Raw genomic sequence first — 25,682 nt, 5'->3', positions numbered from 1 at the left:
TCTATGTATATAAACGAATCAAAGTCGTTGTTAAACAAATAGAGACTCTAATGCTATCTATAAATAGTTAAAAAATACATAATAAGTTATATTTTTTTGTTATTTAATTAATAAAGTGAATGTTATAAATGAAAACCTATAATTATACAATTTATTTTAGATTTAGGATAAAATTTGATACTTTTTCTAGTCGATATCGTTTACACTGAGATAAAGTGAAAGGTTACGAAATGTATACATCATAAGGCAAGTAACAGGCAGTAAACACACTTTCAAATATGAGAAACGTAGGGGATGAATTAGTGGGGATAACGTTAAGTAAAAAAGTAATTATGGTGTGGATGATTATCGTTTTAGTCATCAGTAGTGTTCCAGCCCAGCTTGGAATCAATCAAAGTGCACATGCAGCTGCAACAATCCCTTATGTAGGAGAAATCCAATTATTCCCTTATGACCGGGCTCCAAAAGGTTGGGTGTATGCAGCGGGACAATCATTACCAATTAATCAAAATTCAGCTTTATTCGCTTTGCTCGGTACAACATTTGGTGGAGATGGGCGGACGACCTTCCAAGTACCCAACTTAACAGGCAAAGCACCCGTAGGAATGGGCTATTATATCGCACTAAATGGTCTTTTTCCAAGTCGTGATGAAGGTCTAAGTGGATCATCTAATTCCACATTAGGTGAAGTGAGACTTTTCCCTTATTATTTTGTTCCAACAGGTTGGAAAGCTCTACAAGGGCAAACGCTATCTATTCAATCCTATACTGATTTGTATAATATGATCGGTACAAAATTTGGTGGAGATGCAACGAATACTTTCCAATTGCCGGTGCTTACGGATCTAATACCCAATGTAAAGTATGCTATATCTACAGATCCTTCATTTCAAGCCGAAAATGGTACAGGTGATGAATATGTAGGAGAAGTTATTCCCTACCTCGTACCTGTAGTTGGTAATAATTTATTATCTGCAACAGGCAATCTTTTATCTATGAATCAGAATAATGTATTATATTCTCTTTTAGAGTACCGATTTGGTGGTAATAATCAGACTGTATTTGCCGTGCCTGATTTAAGAGGTTATCAAGCACAATTAAATTATTATATAGTTCCAGAAGGCCTGTATCCTTCACTGACAACAGACCAGCCTCAGCCGGTCGTTAATAATGACTCTTACTCTGTGTCACAAAATAAGAGTCAGACCGGAAATGTATTAACAAATGATCAAAATGTTATCAGTGTAGGTCTTCAGCAACCACCTGCACATGGACAAGTGACAATGTCTCCAAATGGATCTTTTGTATATACACCCACTATTGGTTATGTAGGAAATGATTCCTTTCTTTATACAGGTGCGAATGCAAGTAGTGGTAGACAAGCACGAGTAGATATTACAGTGTTACAAGGATATACTCCAGTTATTGATGGAGTCACGAACAACAGTGTATACGCAAATACGGTTACACCGACTTTTAATGAAGGGACAGCCACATTAAATGGGGTTAACTTTGGCAAAGGTACGTCTATAACTACAGACGGTATATATACTCTTATTGTTACGAATGAAATAGGTAGTACTACCGTGAAATTCACAATAGATCAGACCAAGCCTGTTATTACCGGTGTAGCCTCTAATATGTCCTATTCTACGGCTCCTCAGATTCAATTCAATGAAGGAACAGCCACATTAGACAACATCGCTTTTAATAATGGAGATACAGTAAGCACCGAAGGAGATCATACATTAGTCGTAACTGATCTTGCAGGTAACCAAACCACGATCACCTTTAAAGTCTATTTTAAGCGTACATTGACTTTTAATAGTGACGGCGGCTCAGCGATTGCTAATATGGCAGTTGATTATCAAAGTCTAGCTTCTGCGCCTTCTGATCCGACCAAATCAGGATACACATTTATTGGATGGTATACGGATGAAGCCAAAACAAAGCCTTTTTCTTTTACTACTACACCAATCAATACAGATATCACTTTATATGCTAAATGGTCAGTCAATGCGTATAAGCTCTCTTTTGAGACTAACGGTGGAACAGTCGTAACCGATCAAATGATCAATTATAAAGAATTAGCGATACCACCTGTAGCACCTGAACGTACAGGATATACTTTTGCAGGCTGGTATACAGATAATCAACTTCAATCGGTATTTGATTTTACAAGTATGCCGATCACGACGGATACGATCTTGTATGCAAAATGGCTTATTAAGCCGTATACAGCTACATTTGATACCGATGGTGGGTCACTGATTAGCGATCAACTGGTGAATTATCAATCATTAGTGAAATCGCCTACCGATCCAATCAAGTCAGGATATACCTTTGCAGGTTGGTATAGTGATGCAGCTCGAACAACATTGTACGATTGGAATACAGCGATAACCGACAATATCACTTTGTACGGTAAATGGAGCAAAAATGCGTATACTGTAAGCTTTGATACGTATGGAGGCAGTGCTGTAGCGAATATCAATGTGGATTATGGAGACAAGATCATCGCTCCTGCTTCTCCAACCAAATTTGGATATGCTTTTGTTGGCTGGTATACCGACGCTACATTAACAACTTTATTCGATTTCGGTCAGACACCAATTACGTCGAATATGACATTGTATGCAGACTGGTCAGATCAAGTCTATACAGTTAGTTTCAATACCTATGGTGGATCTACGATCGATGATATTTTTGTCAATCACGGAGGTAAAATCACAGCTCCTACATCGCCGACTCGTTTAGGATACACCTTTGTGAATTGGTATCTGGATAATGCTTTGACGATCCCGTTCGATTTTGATACAACAGCGATCAATTCCAATATCATGTTACAAGCGAAGTGGAAAAAGAAAGAAGATTCGACTTCTAATAGCACAGGTTCAGGTGGAACTTCAGTACCGGACAAAGAAGTGTCTACCAATGGGCTATTACTCTTAACTAAAGATCAAGCAGGTGAAGTAAGCTTAGATAACGATATTTCTATTCGTATTCCAGTAGGCTCGATTAATCAACCATTGAATCTTTCGATTGTTCCGATTGCAGAGCCTGCTAATTTAATGACCAATCTGAATACATTAGTCAGTCGTGTCTATGAACTTAATAAAAATTTCACTCAAAATTTCAGCATACCGATTACATTAACATTCGCCTTTAATTCAGCGATGGTACAGCCTAATCAGCAAGTCGGAGTATTCTATTTTGATGAAAATCAGAAAATCTGGATATCGACAGGCAACTCTCAAGTAAATGGTAATCAAATCAGTACACAGGTGGATCATTTTACGAAATATGCAGTATTTGTTTCTAACGTATCCGAATCTGTAACGCCTGTTGTACCCCCGGTGACTGAGCCTGTGGCAGTACCTACAGCGACTGCATTAACAGATATCCAAGGTCATTGGGCAGAAATGATGATTCAACAAGCAGTCAGTGAAGGGCTTGTGAAAGGCTATACTGATGGTACGTTTAAGCCGGGTGCTCCGGTTACACGTGCTGAATTTATGGTGATGATCATGAATGGATTGTCTACTAGTCAAGAAGAGGCAGTATTATCATTTAGCGATCAGAACTCTATAGGTTCGTGGGCAAAATCAGCGATTGCGCGTGCGGTACAAGCTGGATTTATTCAAGGGGATGCTAAAGGCACATTCCGTCCGAATGCTCCGGTAACACGTGCAGAAATGGCTGTGATCGTATCAAAAGTATTGCAGTTGAATATCAATAGTCAGGCTACACCTTCTTTTGCTGATGGAGCGAAGATTCCGAAGTGGGCTCAAGCTGCTGTTGTAGCTATGCAAAAATCTCAATTGTTATCCGGTAAAGGCAATAATACATTTGCAGCAACAGATGCAACCACAAGAGCAGAAGCTGTCAAAGTATTGCTAAGTATGCGTCAATATCAAAAATAAGCACAGATCAGAAACAGTGAGTTCTCTCGCTGTTTCTTTATTTTTGTAGGTTACTGATAGTTTTTCATCACAATGGGTAAATAACATAGGAGCACCACAATTCACATTCCGTACTCAATTTGATTGAAGGAGGATGATTGTAATGACGAATCCAGATATACTTAGTGCAATGAAGAACAGAAGAAGTATTTACGGTATCAGCAAAGAAGCGGTGACTTCAGACGAACGTATTCAAGAGATTGTAGAAGAGGTGGTATTACATACACCATCCGCGTTTAACTCTCAAAGTGCTCGCGTGATCGTTTTACTTGGTGAAAAGCATGATCAATTATGGCAGTTTACGACAGATATTCTAAAAGAAATCGTACCTGCTGATAAATTTGCACCTACACAAGAAAAAATGGATAGTTTCCAAGCAGGATATGGTACGATTCTATTTTTCGAAGATGAGTCTGTTATTCGTGGTATGCAAGAGCAGTTCCAAGCATATCAAGATAACTTCCCGGTATGGTCGCAACAATCTTCCGGTATGCATCAATATCTGATCTGGACATTGCTTGAAGCTGAAGGTTATGGCGCTTCACTACAGCATTATAATCCATTGATTGATGAGAAGATCAAAGCAGAATGGGATATTCCAGAATCATGGAAATTAGTTGCGCAAATGCCATTCGGTAAGCCAACAGCACCAGCAGGTGACAAAGAGTTCAAACCGCTTGAAGAACGCATTCGCGTTTTAAAATAATTAGATGATGATCATCTAGCAGTAATAACTTCAAAAAAGCAGGTAACCTATGGATCAGATCCACGGGTTGCCTGCTTTTTATGTGTAACATCCACTTTTGTAATGATAAAGAATAGATAATAGACAAAGCTATCTTATCGAAGTTAAAGTTGTAATTGAAATGAAGCTTTATCTTGCTCTACACCATTAATATAAATCGATACATAATGAATACCTGCATAATACTTACGTGTTGTAATTTCTTTGAAGAGATGCTTTTTAGTTAGAAAATGACTACCCGGTGTAAAAGATTTGGCTGTCCATTTGAATCGTTTGGGTACATTTTTACCATTGGCTTTCATATGGTGAATTTCATAATCGATTCGTAGCAATTGTTCGTTAGAAGATTCATTCATCAATAAAAATGAAAACTCTACATAATCGCCCATTATGACTGTTGTAGGCTGAATATGAAAATTGGCAATATGTACGTCTTCACTGGCTACATAACCAAATAATTGCAAAATAGCAGGATGATCTCGCTTGAGTAGCGTCCGGCAACCATGACGCACAATCCAATCGGTATGTGTATCGTGACCGTACCATTCTTTGGCTAGATTAGCGATTCGTTCAGGATGGTCTTTGGCGATATCGTTTAAATGATTCGCTACACTTTTACGTACATAGAGCGAAGGATCGGTTTTGAGCTGTGTTAAGCGTTCAAGGGTTGGAGATGGGTCTTGAATAAATAAAGGTAACTGTGTCGCCCATGGCAAGCGTGGACGGAATCCTTCACTAGCTAGTCGACGTAGATGTTCATCATCGCTTATGATCCAACGATCCATCTGGGCTAACATCTGCTCAGGATACCTTATAATAAATGGACGAACTGCAAATTCAGCACTGGAATATATAGTAAATACTTCTAGAGCACGTATAGAAATATCCAGATACTCTAACCCATTCAACTCTACATAATCAGGGAAAAATAAATATTCGACTCCCCGGCAACTGGGAGCAACCTGAATCAAGATATCTATCGCTTGCTCATAAGGAAGAGGCAGAGCTATAGTGATCGCTTGTGCGATATGTCGTAAACGTTGCTTAAAAGCCAGTTCTTGCCACCTATCATCATAAATCTGCTTGAAAAATACATCGGCATCAAATGCAGCAGAATGACTCTCTATACGGTCAACAAAATGTTGTAAAAAAGATTCACTAAAGCGATCTTTAAAGTTTTCCATCGTCTCACTCCATTATTTTTAGTTAGTTATATCAACGACTATGCAGTTCCTGCAAGCCTGTAGCTGAATTTGTAAGTTGTCATTCTTTTCAATTCCAATAATATAACGTATGTATGATATATAAAAGCATAAAAAAGCGGAATATACCTACTTCTAAGAAGAGTATATTCCGCTTTTATTTAATACATAAGATCTTTGAAGCCGTTATTGAGTTGGTGCAGGTTCATTATCATTCGATTCTTCAGAACCGCGATCTACCACTACGTTTCCTTCTAATTCTTCGCCTTCAGGTACAGCAACACAATGTTCTTCTTCAGCACCATTTTCATGATCGATATCCAGTTCAGGCAATGCCCATACTGATACACTACCACCATTTACAAAGAAAGTTGCCCAACCATCTTCTTCAATCGTAATATGGTCTTCACGAGCATTGGTCATGTCTACCCAGATCTCACCAGCATGTTCTTCACCGATAAACATCCGTTTTTCGCCACCATCGCTATTAGACATCACGACTGCACAACCGGAACGTTCGATTTCTTCGATACCTTTACGTACCCAACCGATAATATTGGCATCATCGAAATAATCATCTTGTTCACCATAAGCTTTGTTATAACGAGAGTATAACAAGCAATCCAGCATATCTTTTTTACCTTCTACTGGGTGTTCGCCACCGATTCCGAAATAATCACCATAGAATACACAAGGATATCCATCTTTACGTAACAATATTAATGAATACGCTAATGGCTTGAACCAATCTTCAATCCAAGATTCCAACGCTTCATTCGGCTGAGAATCATGATTATCGACAAAAGTTACAGCATGGGTAGGGTGAGTCTGTACTAATGTATCGTTGAAAATCGTTGAAAGATCAAAAGCCGCTCCAGATTGAGAAGCTTCATGTAATTTGTAATGTAGCGATACATCAAATAGATCAATCTGATAATCGACTGTATCCAAGAACTCCTGACAAGCGGCTAATTCAGGATTCCAGAACTCGCCTACAATATAGAAATCTTGTCCACGTTTGTTGATCATTTCACCTACAAATTCACGTAAAAATTCATAGTTAATATGTTTAATTGCATCCAGACGGAAGCCATCACAACGGGTGGTGTCGATCATCCATTTACCCCAATTGATCATTTCTTCACGTACTTCTGGAACATTATAATCTATATTGGCAAACATCAAATAATCATAGTTACCAAACTCATTATCTACATTTTCATTCCATTGCTTGCCTTCATTGGCAATACGGAAAATACCGGTACGTTCTTCGCGAGCATCGTAATCGGTACCGTTGAAATGATGGTAGTTCCATTTGAAAGCAGAGTATTCTTCGCCACGACCAGGGAAGGTAAATTTCGTCCAACCTTCAATTTCAAAAGGCTCCGAAATTTCTTCTGTACGGTTATTGGGATCAACTTCAATCACGTGGAATGCTTCTGTTTCATCTGCGCCTGCTTTGTGATTCATAACAAGGTCAGTATATACATTAATTCCAAGACGGTGACAGGTTGCAATTGCATCTAGCAATTCCTTTTTGGTACCGTATTTGGTGCGTACCGATTCTTTTTGATCAAATTCCCCTAAATCATATAGATCATATACACCGTATCCTGTATCTTGCGGTGTATGCCCTTTAGTTACCGGTGGAATCCATACCGTTCCGATTCCTGCTTTTTTAAGGTCTTTTGCTGTCTCTTGCAATCTTTTCCAGTGTGAACCATCAGCCTCGACATGCCATTCAAAAAATTGCATCATTGTTACATTGCGACTCATCTATTATTACCCCCTTGATCTTTTCAAGCGAACGACCTGCCACCGGAGGAAGAAGAGAGACCATAACTCTCAAAGGTACCAATCTCGGCGTAGACTGCGTACGGCTGTGAAAAACATTACCCATTTAGTTACAGATGTTAAACGTAGTAAAGTACAGGCTATGACTATAATGTAGAAGACTTCGCTGTTATAACAGACTGTGAAGGCTATATATGAAGAAATATGGCTGTATTTAGCTTTTTTTATAAACATAATCTTTTATAGACATCAATATAAGTTTTATCCAAATCCGAAAATGATAACGATTACAATATGAGATGCGTATTATTTACCCTTATCGTTAATAGAGGATAAGACGTGTGTTACCACCGATTGAATATACAAAAAGCCTTGAAATCAATCTTCAAGGCTTTCTGTGTATGATGATATTCACGAAAACTATTCGTGATTAAATTTAATTATACTTCTTCGACTTCAAAGCCCGCTTGTTTCCATGCTGCTGTTCCGCCGTCGATATAAGCGACATCTGTAAAGCCCATTTCTTTCAAAAGGTAGGCACCAAGAGCAGCTTGTCCACCTGCACCACAAGTAACCAAAACAGGACGTGAACGATCAGACAAACGACCATCACGCAATTCTTCTGGTAATTGTAGATCAGCACGGATTGGCAACATGCCCAAAGAGATATTAGCGCTACTTGGAATTAATCCACAAGCACCTACGTCTTTAGCATCCTGTACATCAATAACGAATGTTTCAGGGTTCTCATTGATTTTTTTGCGTGCTTCTTCAGAAGTTACACCAGGTACACTGTTACGTGCTTTAGTTACCAAATCTGTAAATGTTAATGCCATGGTTCATCGACCTCCAGTTAGATAGTATAAGAGCCATTATTGCATGTGTAGTTTACCACAATGTAACAATCATATTCATCTATGATTAGTTCAATTTCTCACCAGCAAGTACTTTTTGGATATCACTTTCAACTTCTGCTGGATCAAGACGTGATGGATATTGTTTAACCACATTACCCTTTTGATCAACCAAAAACTTAGCAAAATTCCATTCGATCTCCCCAGTACGAGAAGGTGCAGGAGCTTCATTCACTAGATATTGGAACAATGGATGAGCTGTCTCACCGATCACATCTACTTTGGAGAACAATGGGAAGCTAACATTGTAGTTGACCTGACAAAAAGATTTGATATCTTCTTCTGTTCCTGGCTCTTGTCCTTTGAATTGGTTACAAGGGAAACCAAGCACTTTGAATCCTTGTTCATTATAAGTATCGTATAATTTTTGCAGACCTTCATATTGAGGAGTTAGACCGCAACCACTTGCTGTGTTTACGATAAGGAGTACATCCCCATTGTAATCGGCAAGAGACTTTTCTTCTTTATCAATCGTTGTTGCTGAATAATCGTATACTGACATTCTATTCCATCTCCTTTAAAAATGATTTTGCAAAATTTAATTTTTAAAAATGTATACTTTAATTGTAACGGATTCATTTTAAATGTCAATGTCCAACTTGGTCATCTTCATGTAAACTGTAGAGAAACAAAAGGTCTGATATCTTCCTAATAACCATGTTTTCTACACATACCATAAGCGAAAAGGGGCTGTAAATAATGAAACTGTTATTGTCTGGATTTGAGCCGTTTGGCGGTCATACGATTAATCCTACGCAATCTTTAGTACAAGCGATGGAAGATCATTCGTTTACCGATATTTCGTTAGAACTGCATACGATATTGTTACCTGTACATTATGATGAGTGTGTAGAGTTACTGCTTGCTGAAGTAGAACGTTTTCAGCCGGATATTATTATCGCTTGCGGACTTGCAGCCGGACGTACCGCAGTCAATCTGGAGCGTATTGCTGTTAATATCAAAGATATTGAAGCTTCGAGCTATGGAGATAATCGCAATGAACGTCCACAAGATGTACCGATTCGAGCCAATGGACCGGACGGATTATTTTCAACGTTACCGATTCGTCAAATAACAGATCGATTGATTGAAAATGGCATTCCAGCTGTGATCTCCAATACCGCAGGGACGTTTATCTGCAACAACGTGATGTATGGTGTTCTCGATTATGTGAAGCAATCCAGTCCGGGTGTACTCGCAGGATTTGTGCATTTTCCTGCGTCTACCGAAATGGCACTTCACAAGCCAAGCTTACCAACACTACCTATCAATCTTATGTCACGTGCTCTTCAGTTAATTATACGTACCACTGTAGAGCAATTGCAAAAAGACAACTAAAGTCTGGTGCTTTTGGTCATGACTTTGAAAATAGAGTACACCAAAAACCTCTTACTTTGGCGAGTTGCCGATATAAGAGGTTTTTGGTTTAGATTAGGTCTGTGTAACACGTGAACGTTGACGGATACGCCAGCGATAGATCCAAATGATGATCGCCCATAAAACACTGACCAGCATAATAGGAAACATCAGTAACAATGGAATATCGATCAATGCACCGACACGATCAGGATGTGTTAATTGATAAATGTAACCGGGGAGAAGTGCGCTTAACCCTAAGACCAACAGAATCGTTGTGCCGATCCAGCTTTTACGAGAAAAGCGTGAACCTGTCAAAATCACAAATAACAATATCAGTAATTCAATGAACCAGACCAAGCGAAATAAAGGGTCAGAAAATACGGTTGCTGGATTTAACCATCCCATAGATTATTGCACCACCGTTTCTATTCGAACGTGATTACAATTTTGCCTTTAGCATGATGAGTTGCACTTAATTCATGAGCTTCTTGTAGTCCTTTTTCAGAGAAAGGAATTTCAGTGCCTACGATTGCTTTAAGCTTGCCTTCAGCCATCAATAAACCTAGCTTTTGCAATTGCTCGCCATTAGGTTCTAACCAGATCGACTTAGCAGTCACATCGTATTGTGCTTTTAACTTCTCATCCGGTTCACCTACGATAGAAATTAAGCGTCCAGTGCCCGGTTTGAGTACTTTGAAGCTATCTGCTTGAATCTTATCGCCCATCGTATCAAATACCAGATCAATATCGGACAAGACTTCCGAAAAGTCTGTCGATTTGTAATCGATCACTTCATCCGCACCTAGAGATGTGGCGAACTCTTTGTTTTTCTCATTAGCTGTAGTGATGACATGTGCACCTGCATTTTTGGCAAGTTGAATCGCTAGACTTCCTACGCCACCTGCACCTGCATGAATCAATACTTTTTCACCAGCTTGCAATTGTCCATGATCGAACAGTGCTTGCCATGCAGTAAGTCCAGCGAGTGGAATAGAAGCGGCTTCTTGGAAAGTCACACTCACAGGCAACGCTGCTAATAAATGATCATCCACAAGCGTATATTCTGCATAGGTTCCAAAACGTGTTGTTTCCGGACGAGCAAATACTTCGTCTCCTATTTTCCACTCCGTTACCGCAGAACCGACTTCTGTAATTACACCAGCAGCATCCCATCCCAAAATAATTGGGAACTCCCAATCCATCATTTGTTTTAAATAACCTGCACGTAATTTCCAATCGATCGGGTTGATCGAAGTTGCTTTTAATTTGACGACGACTTGATGTTCTCCGGGTACAGGATCAGGAACATTCATTTCTTTCAGTTCTTCTTTTTCACCGTATTGTTCGATAACAACTGCTTTCATAAGTATTCCTCCTCGTAGGCTATGTCTCTATAGTTAACATACACCAAATCAAACATCTTGAATAATTAGCAAAAATACTGATTTTTTTTGTTTCAAAACCAACATTTCTGGATCCTTTCAACCGTTATATAGAGTAGGACATGCATAAAATTTGCACAAAGATGCAATATCGGCTTTACATAGACACAAGATATTAGAAGACGAAGGAGCCGTTATGAAAAAACAATGGCTAGTGCCCTTAATCGTACTATTGCTAATCGCTGCGCCTGTATACGGATTTATCCGGCAATATCTTGTCGATAAAATAGATCATCCTGTCGCACAACATGGAGTTATAGATTTACGCCAATGGGATTATAGTACCAACGGTACTGTGTCGCTAAATGGCGAATGGGATATCTATCCCTCTGTATTTCTGAACCCTCAAGATTTTCAAAATGGAGCATCAGCGAAAATAAATATTCCCGCGCAACCGATTCAAGTCCCTCAATCGTGGAATAAAGTCATGCAACAAAACGGTAGCTCTGCTTTTGGATATGCTACTTACCATTTGCGTATTCTGGTAGGAGATCAGCAACAAGCAGAACGTTTATACGGGATTCATGTCAAAAATATTCGTACTGCTCATCGAATTTTTATTAATGGACAACGGGTAGGTTCCAGTGGAACACCTGGTACAACAGCGGCAACAACAGTCCCTAACAATGTGCCTTATAACACATGGGTTCCTATCGATGGCAATACTGTTGATCTGGTTGTACAAGTATCGAATTATAGTTATTCCTCTGGTGGTATCGCTTATCCGATTAACTTTGGCGATATGACTGCTATTACAAAAGAACGTGAAATTTCTATTATTAGCGATATCGCTGTCATGGGGGGCTTTTTACTTCCGGGTCTGTATGTATTGATTCTGTATCAGATGCGACGCAAAGATCAGACCTTACTTTATCTTGGATTTTTCTGTATTGCTGCTTTTCTACATGTATTAACTCACGGAGAAAAGTTGTTCAGTATGATATCGCCAGAACTGTCGTACGAACTGGTGTTACGTGTTCAACTGGGTTGTTCGGTGATTTTCTATTATTGTTTGCTGTTTTATGTGAGTAAATCTTTGCCTAATGTAGCACATGTGCTTGTGTTACGTAGTTATCGGATCATGAGCATTATTTTACTAGCGATGAGTGTGTTTACACCGACTTCCTTTTTCACACAAATAGATCAAATCTGGTTCCTCTGTAACCTACTAACGATTGCGTATGTAATCTATATCGTAGTCAGAGCAGTGATCAGGAAGCAACCGCATAGTCAGTCGATGCTTCTAAGTGTGCATAGTCTGGCGGTTGTCGCTATTATCAGTATCATTAGCTTGCGCGGAATTATAGATAATACAGCTATTATTCCTATCGAAGTACTATTTTTTGTGATTACACAGTGTCTGATGATCGGTCGACAATTTGCCCTTTCTTTTCAGCAAATTGAAAATCTATCTCAGCAATTACTGACATTAGATGAATTGAAAAATGAATTTATTGCAAATACTTCGCATGCGCTTCGTACACCGCTGCATGGCATGATTAATATGACCGAATCACTGATCGAAGGAGCCGCAGGGCCTCTGGAAGATAAGCAAGTCGAGCAATTGATAGTGGTATCGTCGACAGGGCATAAGCTTGCCGCATTGATCAATGATATTTTGGATTATTCCAAGTTGAAAAATGGTGATCTTTTACTGGATCGCAAAGCGGTTAATCTACGAACTGTTGCTGAATCGGTGCTAGAGATTGTTAGTTATACGGCCGCAGGACGGCAGATTGTATTTATCCAAGAATGGCCTGAATATGTGCCTCCTTTATATACCGATGAAGATCGGTTAAGTCAGATTCTTTATAATTTGCTCGGCAATGCTGTGAAATTTACAGAGCAAGGCGAGATTCGTTTTATTGTTGAAGTCGGTGCAGGGCATGTTACCTTCGCTGTAGTCGATACAGGGATCGGAATTGAAGCAGATCGGTATGAAGATATTTTCAAATCGTTCGAACAAGGCTTAGGGCTATCCGAGCAAAGTTACGCCGGCACAGGGCTTGGACTTAGTATTACCAAAAAGTTAGTTGAATTAAATGATGGGCAGATCACGGTAGAATCGGTTCTTGGTCAAGGATCTACATTTACAGTTACATTGCCTACTGCTGATGTGCCGATAACCAAAGAAATGATAAATACTGTTCAACCGATGACCGCTCCACCTGAAGTGAAACGGTCTATTTCGAAAAGCAAACCCGTACTCCAACGTGAGAAAGAGCCATTGATCAATAAAGAGGATGAGCTATCTCATTCACATCATACTCAAGTGATCTTGATCGTAGATGATGATCCGGTGAACTTACGGGTGTTGAATAACATTTTATCGTTACAACAATATGTAGTGATCGAAGCGCAAAGTGGGAAAGCGGCACTAGATAAATTACGATATCATCCGAAGATTGATCTGATGATTACCGATTGGATGATGCCCGGGATGTCTGGATTGGAACTGTGTCGTCAAGTTCGTCAACGCTACTCCTTATCCGAACTACCGATATTGATGTTAACCGCACGCAGTCGTCCTGAAGATATTCAGAATGGATTTGCCGCAGGGGTCAATGATTTTCTAGGTAAGCCTGTTCATGCGATTGAACTAAGAGCACGTGTGAACACTTTATTAGAACTGAAGTCTTCGGTGCAGACCGTGTTGCGTACTGAAATGGCATTTTTGCAAGCACAGATCAAGCCGCATTTCTTATATAATGCGCTGAATACGATTATTGCGATGTGTTCGATCGATCCGGATCAAGCCTCAGAGTTGTTAATTGAGCTTAGTCAATATTTACGGCGAAGTTTTGATTTTCAGAATCGAGATCAGTTAACGACTTTAAATAAAGAAATTGAATTGATTCAGTCTTATCTATCGCTTGAAAAAGCACGGTTTGATGAACGTTTGCAGATTGTATGGGATGTGGATCGTGAACTAGGGCAGATGATTCCACCGCTCAGTATCCAACCCCTTGTTGAAAATGCAGTACGTCATGGACTGATGAACAGAGCAGTAGGAGGGATATTAACTATCTCTATTCAAGAACAACAGAATAATCTACTTGTCCGTATTCAAGATGACGGTATAGGGATGGCACCTGAGAAGATTCCTGCTTTATTAGCAGGAGAATCTACATCAGCCAATAGCGGTGTCGGAGTGATCAATATTCACAAACGACTACTAGCGATGTATGGTCAAGGGCTTCATATTGAAAGCACAGTCGGCAAAGGAACAACGATAAGCTTTACGATTCCGGGAGGTGAAGTAAGCGCATGAGAGCCATTTTGATTGATGATGAGAAGCCGGCGTTGTTACATTTGGAAAAACTATTAAACAAAGATGGAAATATTGAAGTGGTCGGCAAATACACATTTGCTCAAGCTGGTATTGATCACCTGAAGAAAAATAAAACAGATATTGTTTTTCTTGATATCGGTATGCCTGAGATTAACGGTCTAGAAGCGGCTGAATATATTCAACAGATCGATCAGGAGATCAAAATTATTTATATTACAGCTTATTCGGAATATGCTTTAGAAGCTTTTGAATTGAATGCACTGGATTATATTTTGAAGCCGATTGTACCGGTTCGTTTCCAGAAAACACTAGAACGTATTCGTCATTCTATTCCTGTACCCCAAGCACAGGAACCTCAGCAAGTTGAAGATGTTGTCAAAGTATTATGCTTTAAGCGACTTACTTTACAAGATGGACAACATGATGGCAAAAAGCTGAAATGGCGCACGATGAAAGCACAAGAACTGTTTGCATTTTTGCTACATCATAAAGGCGAATGGGTCTCCAAAGAAAAAATCATCGATGCGTTATGGCCGGAATATACAGAGGAAAAAGCGACGACTCATTTGCATACATCGGTCTATCAGATTCGCAAGTTGCTCAAAGAATGGGGCATTACGACCAAGTTAGAATATGCGCAAGAAGGGTACCGTTTGAATCAAGAAGGCATTATGAATGATGTAGATCGCTTTGAAGCAGGTATTCAAGCAGACAAAGATTATGCAGAAGATTGTTATCATCAAAATGATCACTTGTTATCGTTATATCGAGGGGATTATTTAGAAGAACATGATTATCCATGGGCAAGTATTCGCCGTCAAAATCTACTGCATGCGTATATGAATTTGCTGTTTACTACCGCTCAATATGAGATTACTCATCACCGGGAACAGCAAGCGATTCAGCGTTTATTAGGAGCATGGCAGAAAGATCCATATTCTGAAGAAATCTGCCGCTTATTGATGACAGCTTATGCAAGTATTGGTCATCACGCATTATTAGCGAGTTGTTATCGAGGATTTGTGAATTTGCTTCGAGAAGACTTGGGTATTGAACCTGAAAAAGAAACTGTCCAGTTATACCAACGACTTCATCAATAGAATGATTCAAGAAATACGGATGTACAGAAAAGAGTAGGGGGTTAGCGATGGATCGGTATAAAGGACGTTATGCAGTTCGCTATTCGGTGTACGCCTGTTGTGTCAGTCTGTTGATAATCATGGCATGGGGATGGGGCGGAGTGAAATCGGCTAAAGCAGAAGATACCTTAGGATGGGATAGCTTGTTATCACCTGTTGTACTTGCAGGATCGTCTGTGGATCTACAGAGTGTCGATATTAATGTGCTTGCAGGTTGGTTAACAGGGACGACTCCTTTGATCGAATACAGTCTAGATTCTACAGATGGAATCAATGGTCACTGGATTCAAGCTGATGATATAGTGACGCCTATACGGTGGCAACCGGGTTACCTCTATATTCGAGAGCAAGCCGATCCGACAAATAACCGCTTATTGGCTGTGATTCAGTTAGGTAGAGAGGGTACGTATCTATTTGCTGATCCAACAGCAAGCTTGATGATCCCTACGACTCATCCATCCATCTCAGATAGTGTAGTCGGGTCAGCTGATCCTATAATAAATTCTAAGACCACTCCGCTTGATGATTCCGATACTGACCCAACAGCTATTCATCCGCTGACAACGATCCAATCAGACCCATCAGGTACCACTTCTATCCAGATCAATAACGATGTAGCGATTGAGCAACTCACCGCTAATAGCGAGCATACATTGACGATTCCAGTGACAAGTAATCATTCATCGATACAGATACCGATCGAAGGTTCGTTACTACAAGCATTATACGATCAAAAAGCAATGATCATGATTGTCTTTCCGCAAGTCACCTATACATTACCAATCGCTATGTTAGAACCGCAAAAGGTAATACAGTCTTTTGCAAAGCCACCTGTATCGATGACCTCAATCACGTTGACGATTCAGATAAAGACACCATCCAATAATGATATAGCATCTCTGCAATCACTATTAAATCTACAACAAATCAATATCGTCGGCTCGCCTGTAAGTGTACAATTACAAGCTTCATATGATGGACAGACCGTACCTATTTCTCCGCAAGGCACCGATCAAAGTCTAGAACTTACGATGCCAGTACCGGTAACAACATCGACAGATTCAATATCGTCCAAACCTACTACAGCAATAGTATATCAAGCCGATCATTCCATGCATCCTGTACCTACATTGATCTCATCACCGAATGATAGCAGTGCTACAGCACATATTCATGGATGGACTAATGGCATCTATGCACTGGTATCTCATCATCCATCTTTGATAGATACTCGTTCTCATTGGAGCTCAGCAGATGTGAATGATATGGCTTCTCGACTGATAGTCACAGGTGAAAAAGGGGGAGTATTTGCGCCTGATCGACTGGTGACACGAGCAGAATTTGCGGCGATGATCGTAAGAGCACTAGGATTATCTGCGGAGCCAAGTAAGACCACTTTCTCGGATGTACATGATTCCGATTGGTATGCAGGTGTGATTGGTAGTGCAAGTAATCATGGACTGATTGAAGGATACAATGATACGACTTTCCGTCCGAATCAGCAGATTACCCGTGAAGAAGCCAGCGAGATCTTAAGTCATGCGATGAAATTAACAGGATTGAGCACAGTGATCACGACCCGTGAAGCGAATGCACAGCTAAACCCATTTGCCGATCGGAAGAAAGTATCCAACTGGGCAGTACCTGCACTAGCACTATCCGTGAAATATCATATTCTTGAAGGTGTTCAAGGAGCGATTCAGCCGCAAAGCGACGTATCCCGCGCACAAGCGACAGTGATGATTCGTCGGTTGTTACAGCAATCCGGTTGGATACAATCTTAAGGTCACACATGTAATAGTAAACATACAAAAAGCCTGATTACTGTAGATATAACTTACAGTGATCAGGCTTTGCTACTTATTACGAATCGACTATAGTGTTGACCCACTTGGCTCGGTACACTTCAGGTGAGCAACCGACCATTTGCTTGAATAGTCGGCTAAAATGAGTTAATTGCTTGAATCCAACCAATCGACTTGCTTCTGTAATCGATAGATCGGCTTGATATTGAAATAACAATGTAGCCTGTGTAATCCGCCGATTGTATAGATATTTGAACACGGTTGTCCCTGTCGATTGCTTGAATACGCTTGCAATATAAGGCTTGGAGAGATGAAGATGATCGGCAATATGATCCAGTGTGATATCGTGCATATAATGAGCTTCGATATAATCAAGGATCGCCTGTGCATATCCTGATTTGCCGATACGCTCATAGGCAATATGTTCTTGCTTGCATCGTTCTGCAAGTAAAGACAGTAGATCACACATACGCATCATAAATCGCAGCGATACTTTTTCATTTGCCTGAGGAGCGATCTGTTGAAGAGAAGCCAAAGATTGCTCCCATTCCGCTTGTTGCTCTGGATTCAGAGAAAGACGACAATTACCGATCTGTTCAAAAGGATATAGTAATTCCGTGATATGTTTTGCTTGAATATAATTGTGTAACACCGACGGATCAAAATGCAAAATTGTACGAATATAAGGCTGATCTGGAGCAGGATGAGGACGGTGTAATGTCATACCATGCATCAATAACACATCGCCTGGACGTAGATCATAACTGCGATCTCCAATAATATACGTACATACACCTGCATGAAAATAATAAATTTCATAATGCAGATGAGAATGAAATCCATCGACGGTCGGTGGTTGAAAAGGCATTTCCGAGCGATATCCATAAGTGACAGACTGGTCTAAACGCAATGTATTTGGCATCTGCCAGTGTACCTCCTGCAATGGGTCTATAATCTCGACTCCATTGTAACACTGACAGAGAATGCTAGGACAGTCGATTCACTACAGGCGAAGAAGTAAATCCTTGCAAAGGCGCTGCTTGATTCCACGCTTGTTGTTGTGAAAGTAGACATAATTCAGCGGCTTTGAATGCATGCTCTTGTGTCATCGCACGCTCTGTTCGTTCCAATACATCCAATATCAGTTGACCGAAAAAGGGATAACCCACTTTACCTTTTACGTCAAAATGATATTCACCTTCGTGATTAACCAGATACACATGATCTCCTGTAGAATCCCGAGCGATATCTACATATTTACGCAGTTCAATATAACCGTCTGTGCCTAGAATAGTCGTTCGTCCATCTCCCCATGTACTAAGCCCTTCCGGTGTAAACCAATCGACACGCATATATCCCGAAGCTCCACTATCTCCTAGCAATGAAATTTCTCCGAAGTCTTCTAATTCTGGATATTGAGGATGATGAAAGTTTGCAACACGACTGTGCTGAATCGATGCATCTGTAGAACCTGTAAAGGTTAAAAATTGTTCAATCTGATGACTTCCAATATCGCACAAAATACCGCCATACCGTTCACGCTGAAAAAACCAGTCCGGTCGCTTGGAAGCTTGTAAGCGATGAGGCCCTGTGCCGATCACCTGTATGACACGTCCGATTGCACCTTGCCCAATCAATTGCTCTGCATAGACAGCACTTTCTACATGCAGACGTTCACTATAATAGACCATATATTTACGTCCACTACGTTCTGCTTCTAGCCTAGCTTGAGTCAGCTGATCCAGTGTAGTAAATGGCGCTTTGTCTGTAAAATAATCTTTGCCTGCTTGCATAACCTGTATCCCCAAAGGCCCTCGATCTGCTGGAATAGCCGCCGCAGCCACCAACACAATATCGTCATCTTGTAAAATATGCTCTAATGTTGGAGCAATAGCCACTTCAGGGAATTGCTTACGAAATTGTTCGACTTTGAGTGGATCAGGATCATACACCCATTTGACCGAAGCTCCCGCTTGTACCAGTCCTTCACACATTCCATAGATATGCCCGTGATCCAGTGCAGCAACAGCGATCTGAAATTGACCGGGGGCACAGACGATTTGAGATTGATATTCACTTGTTGGTGCATAGAACATGCCGTCTTTGTGGTTCTGACTCATCTCTAAACCTCCTAAATACATAGCTTATACAAAATTATTTATACGTAGCACTTAGATCTGTAGGCAGTTGGTCAGTTGCCGCATTACTTTTGGAGATCGAGGAATGTTGTTTACGTTGTTCTAATTCATGTTCAAATTGTTCTTCACTGACAGGCAATGCTACCCAATCATCGATCCATGTAGATAAATACATCGCATTCGATAAGCTCAATCCACGAATCCCTTCTTCCCCGGGAGCAATCAGAGCTGTACCATGCTGAATACTATCGATCCAATTTTGTATAATGCCTGGATGACCGGTCTCGATGCCTTCGATCGGGATCTCACATTTCCAACATTCAGGATGCCCGAACTTGCCTTCATAATGCTTATTAAATTGAGTCTCTGATTCACGTAAGCGCCAAAATGTCAGGGTGTCGTTTTCGATTACGATTTTGCCTTGATCGCCTGTAATTTCAAATCGATTGCTACCCGGATATTCACCTGTGGTAGTAATAAATACAGCGGTTGCGCCATTCTCATATTCGGCATAAGCAGTCACATCATCTTCCACTTCAATATTGCGATACTTACCGAACTGGCAAAATGCTCGAATACGTGTAGGCATCATCCCTGTTGTCCATTGCAATAGATCGAGTTGATGTGGACATTGATTGATCAACACCCCACCACCTTCACCACTCCATGTCGCACGCCAACCGCCAGAATCGTAATAACTTTGCGACCGATACCAGTTAGTAATAATCCAATTCAGCCGTCTAATCTCGCCCAGTTCACCGGAAGAGATCAAGTCTTTTAATTTGATATAAAGGGGATTGGTACGTTGATTGTACATGATCGAAAAGACACTACCACTTTGAGCAGCGGCTTCATTCATTTCTCGTACTTGTCTTGTGTATACGCCAGCAGGCTTTTCAACTAAGACATGAATACCTGCGCCAAAAGCGAGTGCCGCTTGTCTTGCATGATCATAATGAGGAGTCGCTAGAATGACAGCATCCACCGTACCTGAAGACAACATCTCTTCTGCATTTGTCCAAAAAGCCAGTGTCGGTGATAACTGTTCACTCACCCAATCACGCATCATTTCTCGAATATCGCAGACAGCGACAAGTTCTGCACCCTTGATCGTCCCTGATAATAAAGTGCGGGCATGAGCACTCCCCATATTGCCGACTCCAATAATACCTACACGTACGCTAGAATCTGACTGTGTCATTACTGTCCCTCCTTGATATACTGTCCGGCAAGCTCACGGAATGATCCGGCAAAATACTGCAACATCTCGAAGGAATCCATTTGTCCGCTAAAGTCTTCGACACCCAGATAACCGTCGTATCCTACACTTTGCAGATCACTAATAATCTGTTGCCACGGAACGATACCTTCAAGCATCGGAGCCCACTGACAATGCCACTGCTGATCTTGTTGTATCCATGCTGCATTTTTAACATGAACATGAGCCAGATAAGGCCCGAGTAATTGAAGTCCCATCCGATAATTCTCATATCCTTCATGCACCATATTGCCCGGATCGTAGAGAACGCCTATATGTTCTGGATCAAGATGTTCAACCAGACGTAAAGCGGCAGAAGCACTGGCAGCTATCGTCTGATGATGCGTTTCGATCAATGCTTGGATCCCGTATTGTTGAGCGAGTTCTTGCACACTGGAAAGGTACCGGGTCGCTTCTGCATCCAGATCACGATAATGACGGGTGCGATCATACATTGGCACACCAACACGCATCATCGAAGCTCCCAGTTGCTGAGCAGTGGCAAAAGCATGATGGGTGCTGTCTAGATCACCACATTTTAGATAAGGCACAAGAGCAATCGATTCCAATTGATGTTGCTGTACAGATTGCTTAATGATCGAGACGCTCGGTTCGGTATGTTCTGGATCAATCGAACAACGATTATGTCGCCAGAACGAAGGTTCTTCTGCTAAAGCTTCTTTAGGAATAGACGCAAACCGCCACTCAATCCCGTCTATCCCTGCTTGAGTTGCTGCTGTAATCAATTGTTCAGGTGTTAGATCAGGAGTACATACGGTAAACACAGAAAGTTTCATACGTAGATCGTCAGCTCCTTCGTCACATACATCCATTGATTTGCCCAATGTACCATGTATTTGTATCCAATAAGGTGATCTGAACGTAGAAGTAGAATAAGGGATAAATAAAAGAGCGAAGCGGTTAGTGTGAGATAAATGAATAACGGGTAAATATATACCAAAGAAGTACATAGATACCGGAGGGATGAAATAATGAATACGATGAAAGCTGTAGGGGTGACCCATTACTTACCTATCGATCAAGCAGACAGTCTATTAGATGTAGAAATACCGAGACCATCGGCTAGTGGACATGATCTATTGGTACAAGTCCAAGCGATTTCTGTGAATCCTGTAGATACCAAGATTAGAGCACCCAAAGATCAAGTGGAAGAGAATCCACGTATTCTAGGCTGGGATGTAGCGGGTATTGTGGTTGAAGTAGGAAATCAAGTCACTCATTTTCAGGTAGGAGATGAGGTCTTCTATGCAGGGAGTGTTGCACGAGCAGGTGGTAACAGTGAATACCATCTTGTTGATGAACGAATTGTAGGGCATAAGCCGAAGTCACTTGATTTTGCCGCTGCGGCTGCTTTGCCTTTGACTGCACTTACAGCATGGGAAGCAATTCATGAGCGTCTGGGAATTTCGGAAGATACAGTATCCAATTCTGGCAAAACAATATTGATTATCAATGCCGCAGGCGGAGTCGGTTCTATCGCTACACAGATTGCACATCTGGCAGGATTGACGGTTATTGGTACAGCTTCACGTCCAGAAACATCAGATTGGGCGAAAGCACATGGAGCCGATCATGTGATTAACCACCATGATACATTTGTGCCTCAGTTGAAAAAGATAGGTTTTTCCGATGTGCATTATATTTTATGCTTAAATCATACCGATCAACACTGGCAACATATGGCGGATGCGATAGCACCACAAGGCAAAATCTGTTCGATTGTCGAAACCGAGCAACCGATTGATCTGGAAGCACTCAAAAACAAAAGTGCTACGTTTGTCTGGGAATTTATGTTCACCCGTTCGATGTATGAGACAGACGATATGAGTGAGCAAGGTATAATTTTGAATCGGATTGCTACTCACATTGATGAAGGAAAGCTTCGTACGACAGAAACCAAGCGTCTACGTCCGATCAATGCCACTCAGTTACGAGAAGCCCATCGATTGTTAGAAGCAGGCGATATGATTGGCAAATTAGTATTAGAAGATTTTGAATCGTAAACGATATTTTGATCTATATAGGGGGCACACGATGAGTACGAATAATGACCAGCTCAAAGCGACGATTCGCAAAACAGCAGATGAAGCTTTTGATAAAGAAATGGATGAGATTAATCGCCAGATGAAAGATGAAGTATTGATCGCTTTAATCGGTGATGTGAATGCAGGGAAGTCATCGACCATTAATCGGATTGTAGGCGAAGAAGTAGCTGGTGTCGGCGCCGAACCGGGTGAGACGACCGAGATTAAGCCTTATGCTTATCGGGAAAAGATTATTTTTATCGATACACCGGGCTTGAATGATGTGAATCTTAGCAACTCAGCCGTGACACGCGAATATTATCGCAAAACGGATGTGGTTCTTTTTTTCCTAAATGCCGCAGGAACCGTATATTCAGAAGCTGAAAAAAATTCATTACAAGCACTAGAGAAAATCAATAGCAATATTATTATTGTATTGAACAAAATTGATGCGGCAGATGAGATTGATCGTCTGGTTCGTCGTATTCAACAAGAAACAGGGCATAAATATCAAGTCATTCCCGTATCTTCACGCACCGGACAAAATATTGATACATTACGTGATAGCATTTTGGATCTATTGAAAAAAAAAAGTAAGGACATTCTATTCGCCCGTACGATCAAAGAAAAATCGTCAACTGCCAACAAATGGATTGTGGGCGCGGCTACTTCGGCGGGGGCGATAGGAGCAGCACCTATTCCAGGAGCTGATATTATTCCGATCACAGCGATTCAGATCGGGCTACTGACACGCTTAGCTGCACTGTATAATAAGCCGATTAGTCGTGAAACCGCGAAAGAAATAGTGATTACAGCTATTATTGGTAATCTAGGCAAAAGTCTATTTGCTCAAGTGCTCAAAATCTTCCCGGGTGCAGGTTCTGTAGCTGGAGCAGGCGTGGCGGGAGCAATTACATTAGCACTAGGTTATTCTGTGAAATATGCATACGAACGTAATATCGAAGTCACTCCTGAAACCGTCGGCAAATTATACAAAAAATTCCGTGAACGTACCAAAAAACAAGATATATCTCAGATCACATCAGTAGACGATCCTAAATAAGCATCTGAACAGAAAGGCTGGATAAATGATTGAAGGCATTACAACGACTACAAGGTCATCTGATGCGCTGGGTTCAAGAGCGACACTTTGCAGAAGGACAGCTTATTCATGAGCGTTATCGGATTAGTAGACGCTTAGGCACAGGAAGTTATGGTGTCACTTATCTATGCGAAGATATCCAGACCTTGCAGACCTGTGTATTGAAAAGAGTCTACCCTTTGCGTGGTGGTCATAGGCGTGCACAATTAATCTATGACCGTGAATGTAAAGCGATGGCGGCAATAGATCATCCTTGCATTCCTGCATTGATCGATACGTTTCTATATCATCATTATCATTGTCTGGTGATGACGTATATGGAAGGGCATAATGTAGGAGAGCTCATTTTCGAACAAGGGATACGCTTGAATGAACGTGAAGCTCTGCAATGGATGAAGCCATTAGTAGAGATTGTGACTGCTATTCATCATCAAGGATGGGTACACCGAGATATTAGTCTTTCGAATGTGATTTATGATCAAGATCAAGTCTATTTGATCGATCTAGGGCTGATGTGGCAACAAGGAGAAGGAACAAGAAGTGTAGCGCTACTTGATGAGCTGGTTAGTGGTGATCAGGAAGAGAAGCGGATTAGACGAGCTTTGCATGTAACGAGCGACTTTTACGGTTTGGGGCATTTGTTGTTATTCCTTCTCTATAGTCATGAAGAGCAGAGCGAAGAAGCTTCTATCGCTACAGAACAATCACAGGGTAGCTGGGAAGACGAATTGTCTCTTCATCCACGTACGCATCAGATGATTCGTCGTATGCTCCTCGTGGAGCCAGCACAGCCTTACGATAAGATCGATGAGATTGCTCAAGAAATCGATCAGATTATTGCTGAGATTGAAATGATTTCAAATTAGAATAATGATCATAAAAATATCCCGACAGAATAACATCGTATCTCTTAACGATATTCTGCACGGGATATTTGTTTTGTCTTGATAGAAATACATCATCCTCGGATTAGCTACTGCTATACGAGCTGGATGAACGCTTTCCTCGATAATGTCCACGCCCATGTTGATTATGAAAACCTCCACGACGATAACGATCACTGCTACTATACGAACACCTACGCTTTTTCTTCGAAGAGATCAGATGTTTGATCAGACTTTTAATCATACCCATAATAAATAGCTCCTTTTTTGTTCATTTTGAAGTACATTTGTGGTTTTATTTGAAATAATGAAGCGGAATAGGTCTTAACACATAGGAAACGGTTGACATGTGTTTGCATTTACTAAGTACATTTCCTATTCCTTTCTACTTTCTACGGGCAAGAGGGGATAAGGTTTCTAAATAAAGAATCATTTTGAATCTTATCTATATGCATACGGATTCAGGTCAAAATAGAGATATATAACCTTTTTTTATAAAAAACCTTTTAAATCATAGTGTTCATACCGATAATAACTATAATGAATTGCGTAAAATTAAATTTTATCAATTAAGTTTTTGTAAAATTATAAATAATAGTGA

20 protein-coding genes are annotated in these 25,682 nt (G+C 40.6%); 9 read left to right on the top strand and 11 right to left on the bottom strand.

The features are described from left to right. The first annotated feature begins 278 nt into the window (after positions 1 to 278). Complete coding sequence (locus tag PTI45_RS01270) at positions 279 to 3,923, top strand: InlB B-repeat-containing protein (RefSeq protein ID WP_083243286.1); 3,645 nt, start codon at positions 279 to 281, stop codon at positions 3,921 to 3,923. 142 nt (positions 3,924 to 4,065) lie between these two features. After that, positions 4,066 to 4,668: a nitroreductase family protein gene (locus PTI45_RS01265; protein ID WP_069325739.1), complete on the top strand. Its 603-nt coding sequence runs from the start codon at positions 4,066 to 4,068 to the stop codon at positions 4,666 to 4,668. 143 nt (positions 4,669 to 4,811) lie between these two features. Here PTI45_RS01265 and PTI45_RS01260 read toward each other — a convergent pair whose 3' ends face one another. The 4 genes from PTI45_RS01260 to PTI45_RS01245 form a co-directional block, all read right to left on the bottom strand. Continuing rightward, positions 4,812 to 5,891: a DNA alkylation repair protein gene (locus PTI45_RS01260; protein ID WP_069325738.1), complete on the bottom strand. Its 1,080-nt coding sequence runs from the start codon at positions 5,889 to 5,891 to the stop codon at positions 4,812 to 4,814. A 204-nt stretch (positions 5,892 to 6,095) separates the two neighbouring features. Further along, positions 6,096 to 7,685: an alpha-amylase gene (locus PTI45_RS01255; protein WP_083243285.1), complete on the bottom strand. Its 1,590-nt coding sequence runs from the start codon at positions 7,683 to 7,685 to the stop codon at positions 6,096 to 6,098. A gap of 458 nt (positions 7,686 to 8,143) precedes the next feature. Beyond that, a complete protein-coding gene (locus tag PTI45_RS01250; RefSeq protein WP_069325737.1) occupies positions 8,144 to 8,539 on the bottom strand; it encodes a rhodanese-like domain-containing protein in 396 nt (131 codons plus the stop codon). Positions 8,540 to 8,624: 85 nt separating this feature from the next. Then, the gene (locus PTI45_RS01245) at positions 8,625 to 9,119 is read right to left on the bottom strand and encodes a glutathione peroxidase (protein WP_069325736.1); all 495 of its coding nucleotides are present in this window, start codon (positions 9,117 to 9,119) and stop codon (positions 8,625 to 8,627) included. A 197-nt stretch (positions 9,120 to 9,316) separates the two neighbouring features. Between PTI45_RS01245 and PTI45_RS01240 the strand changes: the two genes are divergently transcribed. Then, positions 9,317 to 9,955 (top strand): pyroglutamyl-peptidase I, encoded by a 639-nt coding sequence (locus tag PTI45_RS01240; protein ID WP_069325735.1) that lies wholly within the window; start codon positions 9,317 to 9,319, stop codon positions 9,953 to 9,955. A gap of 93 nt (positions 9,956 to 10,048) precedes the next feature. Here PTI45_RS01240 and PTI45_RS01235 read toward each other — a convergent pair whose 3' ends face one another. Next, a complete protein-coding gene (locus tag PTI45_RS01235) occupies positions 10,049 to 10,381 on the bottom strand; it encodes a hypothetical protein (RefSeq protein ID WP_069325734.1) in 333 nt (110 codons plus the stop codon). 20 nt (positions 10,382 to 10,401) lie between these two features. Continuing rightward, positions 10,402 to 11,340: an NADP-dependent oxidoreductase gene (locus PTI45_RS01230; RefSeq protein ID WP_069325733.1), complete on the bottom strand. Its 939-nt coding sequence runs from the start codon at positions 11,338 to 11,340 to the stop codon at positions 10,402 to 10,404. Positions 11,341 to 11,554: 214 nt separating this feature from the next. On the opposite strand from PTI45_RS01230, the gene PTI45_RS01225 reads away from it, so the two are divergent. From PTI45_RS01225 to PTI45_RS01215, 3 genes are read left to right on the top strand one after another with little or no spacing between them, the layout of a single operon-like run. After that, a complete protein-coding gene (locus tag PTI45_RS01225) occupies positions 11,555 to 14,689 on the top strand; it encodes a hybrid sensor histidine kinase/response regulator (RefSeq protein ID WP_069325732.1) in 3,135 nt (1,044 codons plus the stop codon). Then, a complete protein-coding gene (locus tag PTI45_RS01220; RefSeq protein WP_069325731.1) occupies positions 14,686 to 15,810 on the top strand; it encodes a response regulator in 1,125 nt (374 codons plus the stop codon). Before PTI45_RS01225 ends, PTI45_RS01220 begins: the two co-directional genes overlap by 4 nt. 47 nt (positions 15,811 to 15,857) lie before the next feature. Then, entirely contained in the window at positions 15,858 to 17,633 is a 1,776-nt protein-coding gene (locus PTI45_RS01215; RefSeq protein ID WP_069325730.1) for an S-layer homology domain-containing protein, read from the top strand. A 79-nt stretch (positions 17,634 to 17,712) separates the two neighbouring features. Here PTI45_RS01215 and PTI45_RS01210 read toward each other — a convergent pair whose 3' ends face one another. The 4 genes from PTI45_RS01210 to PTI45_RS01195 form a co-directional block, all read right to left on the bottom strand. Next, positions 17,713 to 18,576 carry an AraC family transcriptional regulator gene (locus tag PTI45_RS01210; RefSeq protein WP_069325729.1) on the bottom strand — a complete coding sequence of 288 codons (864 nt, stop codon included), beginning with the start codon at positions 18,574 to 18,576 and terminating at the stop codon, positions 17,713 to 17,715. A 64-nt stretch (positions 18,577 to 18,640) separates the two neighbouring features. Next, entirely contained in the window at positions 18,641 to 19,774 is a 1,134-nt protein-coding gene (locus PTI45_RS01205) for a Gfo/Idh/MocA family protein (protein ID WP_069325728.1), read from the bottom strand. 34 nt (positions 19,775 to 19,808) lie between these two features. Further along, the gene (locus tag PTI45_RS01200; RefSeq protein WP_069325727.1) at positions 19,809 to 20,993 is read right to left on the bottom strand and encodes a Gfo/Idh/MocA family protein; all 1,185 of its coding nucleotides are present in this window, start codon (positions 20,991 to 20,993) and stop codon (positions 19,809 to 19,811) included. Further along, entirely contained in the window at positions 20,993 to 21,847 is an 855-nt protein-coding gene (locus tag PTI45_RS01195) for a sugar phosphate isomerase/epimerase family protein (RefSeq protein ID WP_069325726.1), read from the bottom strand. The genes PTI45_RS01200 and PTI45_RS01195 overlap by 1 nt, the downstream gene beginning before the upstream one ends. A gap of 195 nt (positions 21,848 to 22,042) precedes the next feature. On the opposite strand from PTI45_RS01195, the gene PTI45_RS01190 reads away from it, so the two are divergent. The 3 genes from PTI45_RS01190 to PTI45_RS01180 are packed head-to-tail and all read left to right on the top strand — an operon-like array spanning position 22,043 to position 25,063. Next, on the top strand, positions 22,043 to 23,074 hold the full coding sequence (locus PTI45_RS01190) for a zinc-binding alcohol dehydrogenase family protein (RefSeq protein WP_069325725.1): 1,032 nt from the start codon (positions 22,043 to 22,045) through the stop codon (positions 23,072 to 23,074). Positions 23,075 to 23,105: 31 nt separating this feature from the next. After that, positions 23,106 to 24,158, top strand: coding sequence for a YcjF family protein (locus PTI45_RS01185; RefSeq protein ID WP_069325724.1), 1,053 nt, complete (start codon positions 23,106 to 23,108; stop codon positions 24,156 to 24,158). A gap of 29 nt (positions 24,159 to 24,187) precedes the next feature. Then, positions 24,188 to 25,063: a serine/threonine protein kinase gene (locus tag PTI45_RS01180; protein ID WP_069325723.1), complete on the top strand. Its 876-nt coding sequence runs from the start codon at positions 24,188 to 24,190 to the stop codon at positions 25,061 to 25,063. Between the two features lie 103 nt (positions 25,064 to 25,166). Here the strand turns inward: PTI45_RS01180 and PTI45_RS23995 are convergent, their stop codons facing one another. Continuing rightward, positions 25,167 to 25,331 carry a hypothetical protein gene (locus PTI45_RS23995; RefSeq protein WP_175425097.1) on the bottom strand — a complete coding sequence of 55 codons (165 nt, stop codon included), beginning with the start codon at positions 25,329 to 25,331 and terminating at the stop codon, positions 25,167 to 25,169. Between the last annotated feature and the right edge of the window lie 351 nt (positions 25,332 to 25,682).

Origin of the sequence: Paenibacillus nuruki (genome assembly GCF_001721045.1) — a bacterium.
GTDB classification, from domain to species: Bacteria; Bacillota; Bacilli; order Paenibacillales; family Paenibacillaceae; genus Saccharibacillus; species Saccharibacillus nuruki.
Note: the sequence above shows the minus strand (reverse complement) of the source record. Positions and strands in the feature narration are given on the sequence as shown.

Coding starts and splice junctions, on each gene's coding strand:
- PTI45_RS01195 (WP_069325726.1), bottom strand. CDS start 21,847: ATGAAACTTTCTGTGTTTACCGTATGTACTCCTGATCTAACACCTGAA.
- PTI45_RS23995 (WP_175425097.1), bottom strand. CDS start 25,331: ATGGGTATGATTAAAAGTCTGATCAAACATCTGATCTCTTCGAAGAAA.
- PTI45_RS01245 (WP_069325736.1), bottom strand. CDS start 9,119: ATGTCAGTATACGATTATTCAGCAACAACGATTGATAAAGAAGAAAAG.
- PTI45_RS01190 (WP_069325725.1), top strand. CDS start 22,043: ATGAATACGATGAAAGCTGTAGGGGTGACCCATTACTTACCTATCGAT.
- PTI45_RS01205 (WP_069325728.1), bottom strand. CDS start 19,774: ATGAGTCAGAACCACAAAGACGGCATGTTCTATGCACCAACAAGTGAA.
- PTI45_RS01200 (WP_069325727.1), bottom strand. CDS start 20,993: ATGACACAGTCAGATTCTAGCGTACGTGTAGGTATTATTGGAGTCGGC.
- PTI45_RS01185 (WP_069325724.1), top strand. CDS start 23,106: ATGAGTACGAATAATGACCAGCTCAAAGCGACGATTCGCAAAACAGCA.
- PTI45_RS01215 (WP_069325730.1), top strand. CDS start 15,858: ATGGATCGGTATAAAGGACGTTATGCAGTTCGCTATTCGGTGTACGCC.
- PTI45_RS01250 (WP_069325737.1), bottom strand. CDS start 8,539: ATGGCATTAACATTTACAGATTTGGTAACTAAAGCACGTAACAGTGTA.
- PTI45_RS01235 (WP_069325734.1), bottom strand. CDS start 10,381: ATGGGATGGTTAAATCCAGCAACCGTATTTTCTGACCCTTTATTTCGC.
- PTI45_RS01220 (WP_069325731.1), top strand. CDS start 14,686: ATGAGAGCCATTTTGATTGATGATGAGAAGCCGGCGTTGTTACATTTG.
- PTI45_RS01260 (WP_069325738.1), bottom strand. CDS start 5,891: ATGGAAAACTTTAAAGATCGCTTTAGTGAATCTTTTTTACAACATTTT.
- PTI45_RS01230 (WP_069325733.1), bottom strand. CDS start 11,340: ATGAAAGCAGTTGTTATCGAACAATACGGTGAAAAAGAAGAACTGAAA.
- PTI45_RS01270 (WP_083243286.1), top strand. CDS start 279: ATGAGAAACGTAGGGGATGAATTAGTGGGGATAACGTTAAGTAAAAAA.
- PTI45_RS01240 (WP_069325735.1), top strand. CDS start 9,317: ATGAAACTGTTATTGTCTGGATTTGAGCCGTTTGGCGGTCATACGATT.
- PTI45_RS01210 (WP_069325729.1), bottom strand. CDS start 18,576: ATGCCAAATACATTGCGTTTAGACCAGTCTGTCACTTATGGATATCGC.
- PTI45_RS01255 (WP_083243285.1), bottom strand. CDS start 7,685: ATGAGTCGCAATGTAACAATGATGCAATTTTTTGAATGGCATGTCGAG.
- PTI45_RS01265 (WP_069325739.1), top strand. CDS start 4,066: ATGACGAATCCAGATATACTTAGTGCAATGAAGAACAGAAGAAGTATT.
- PTI45_RS01225 (WP_069325732.1), top strand. CDS start 11,555: ATGAAAAAACAATGGCTAGTGCCCTTAATCGTACTATTGCTAATCGCT.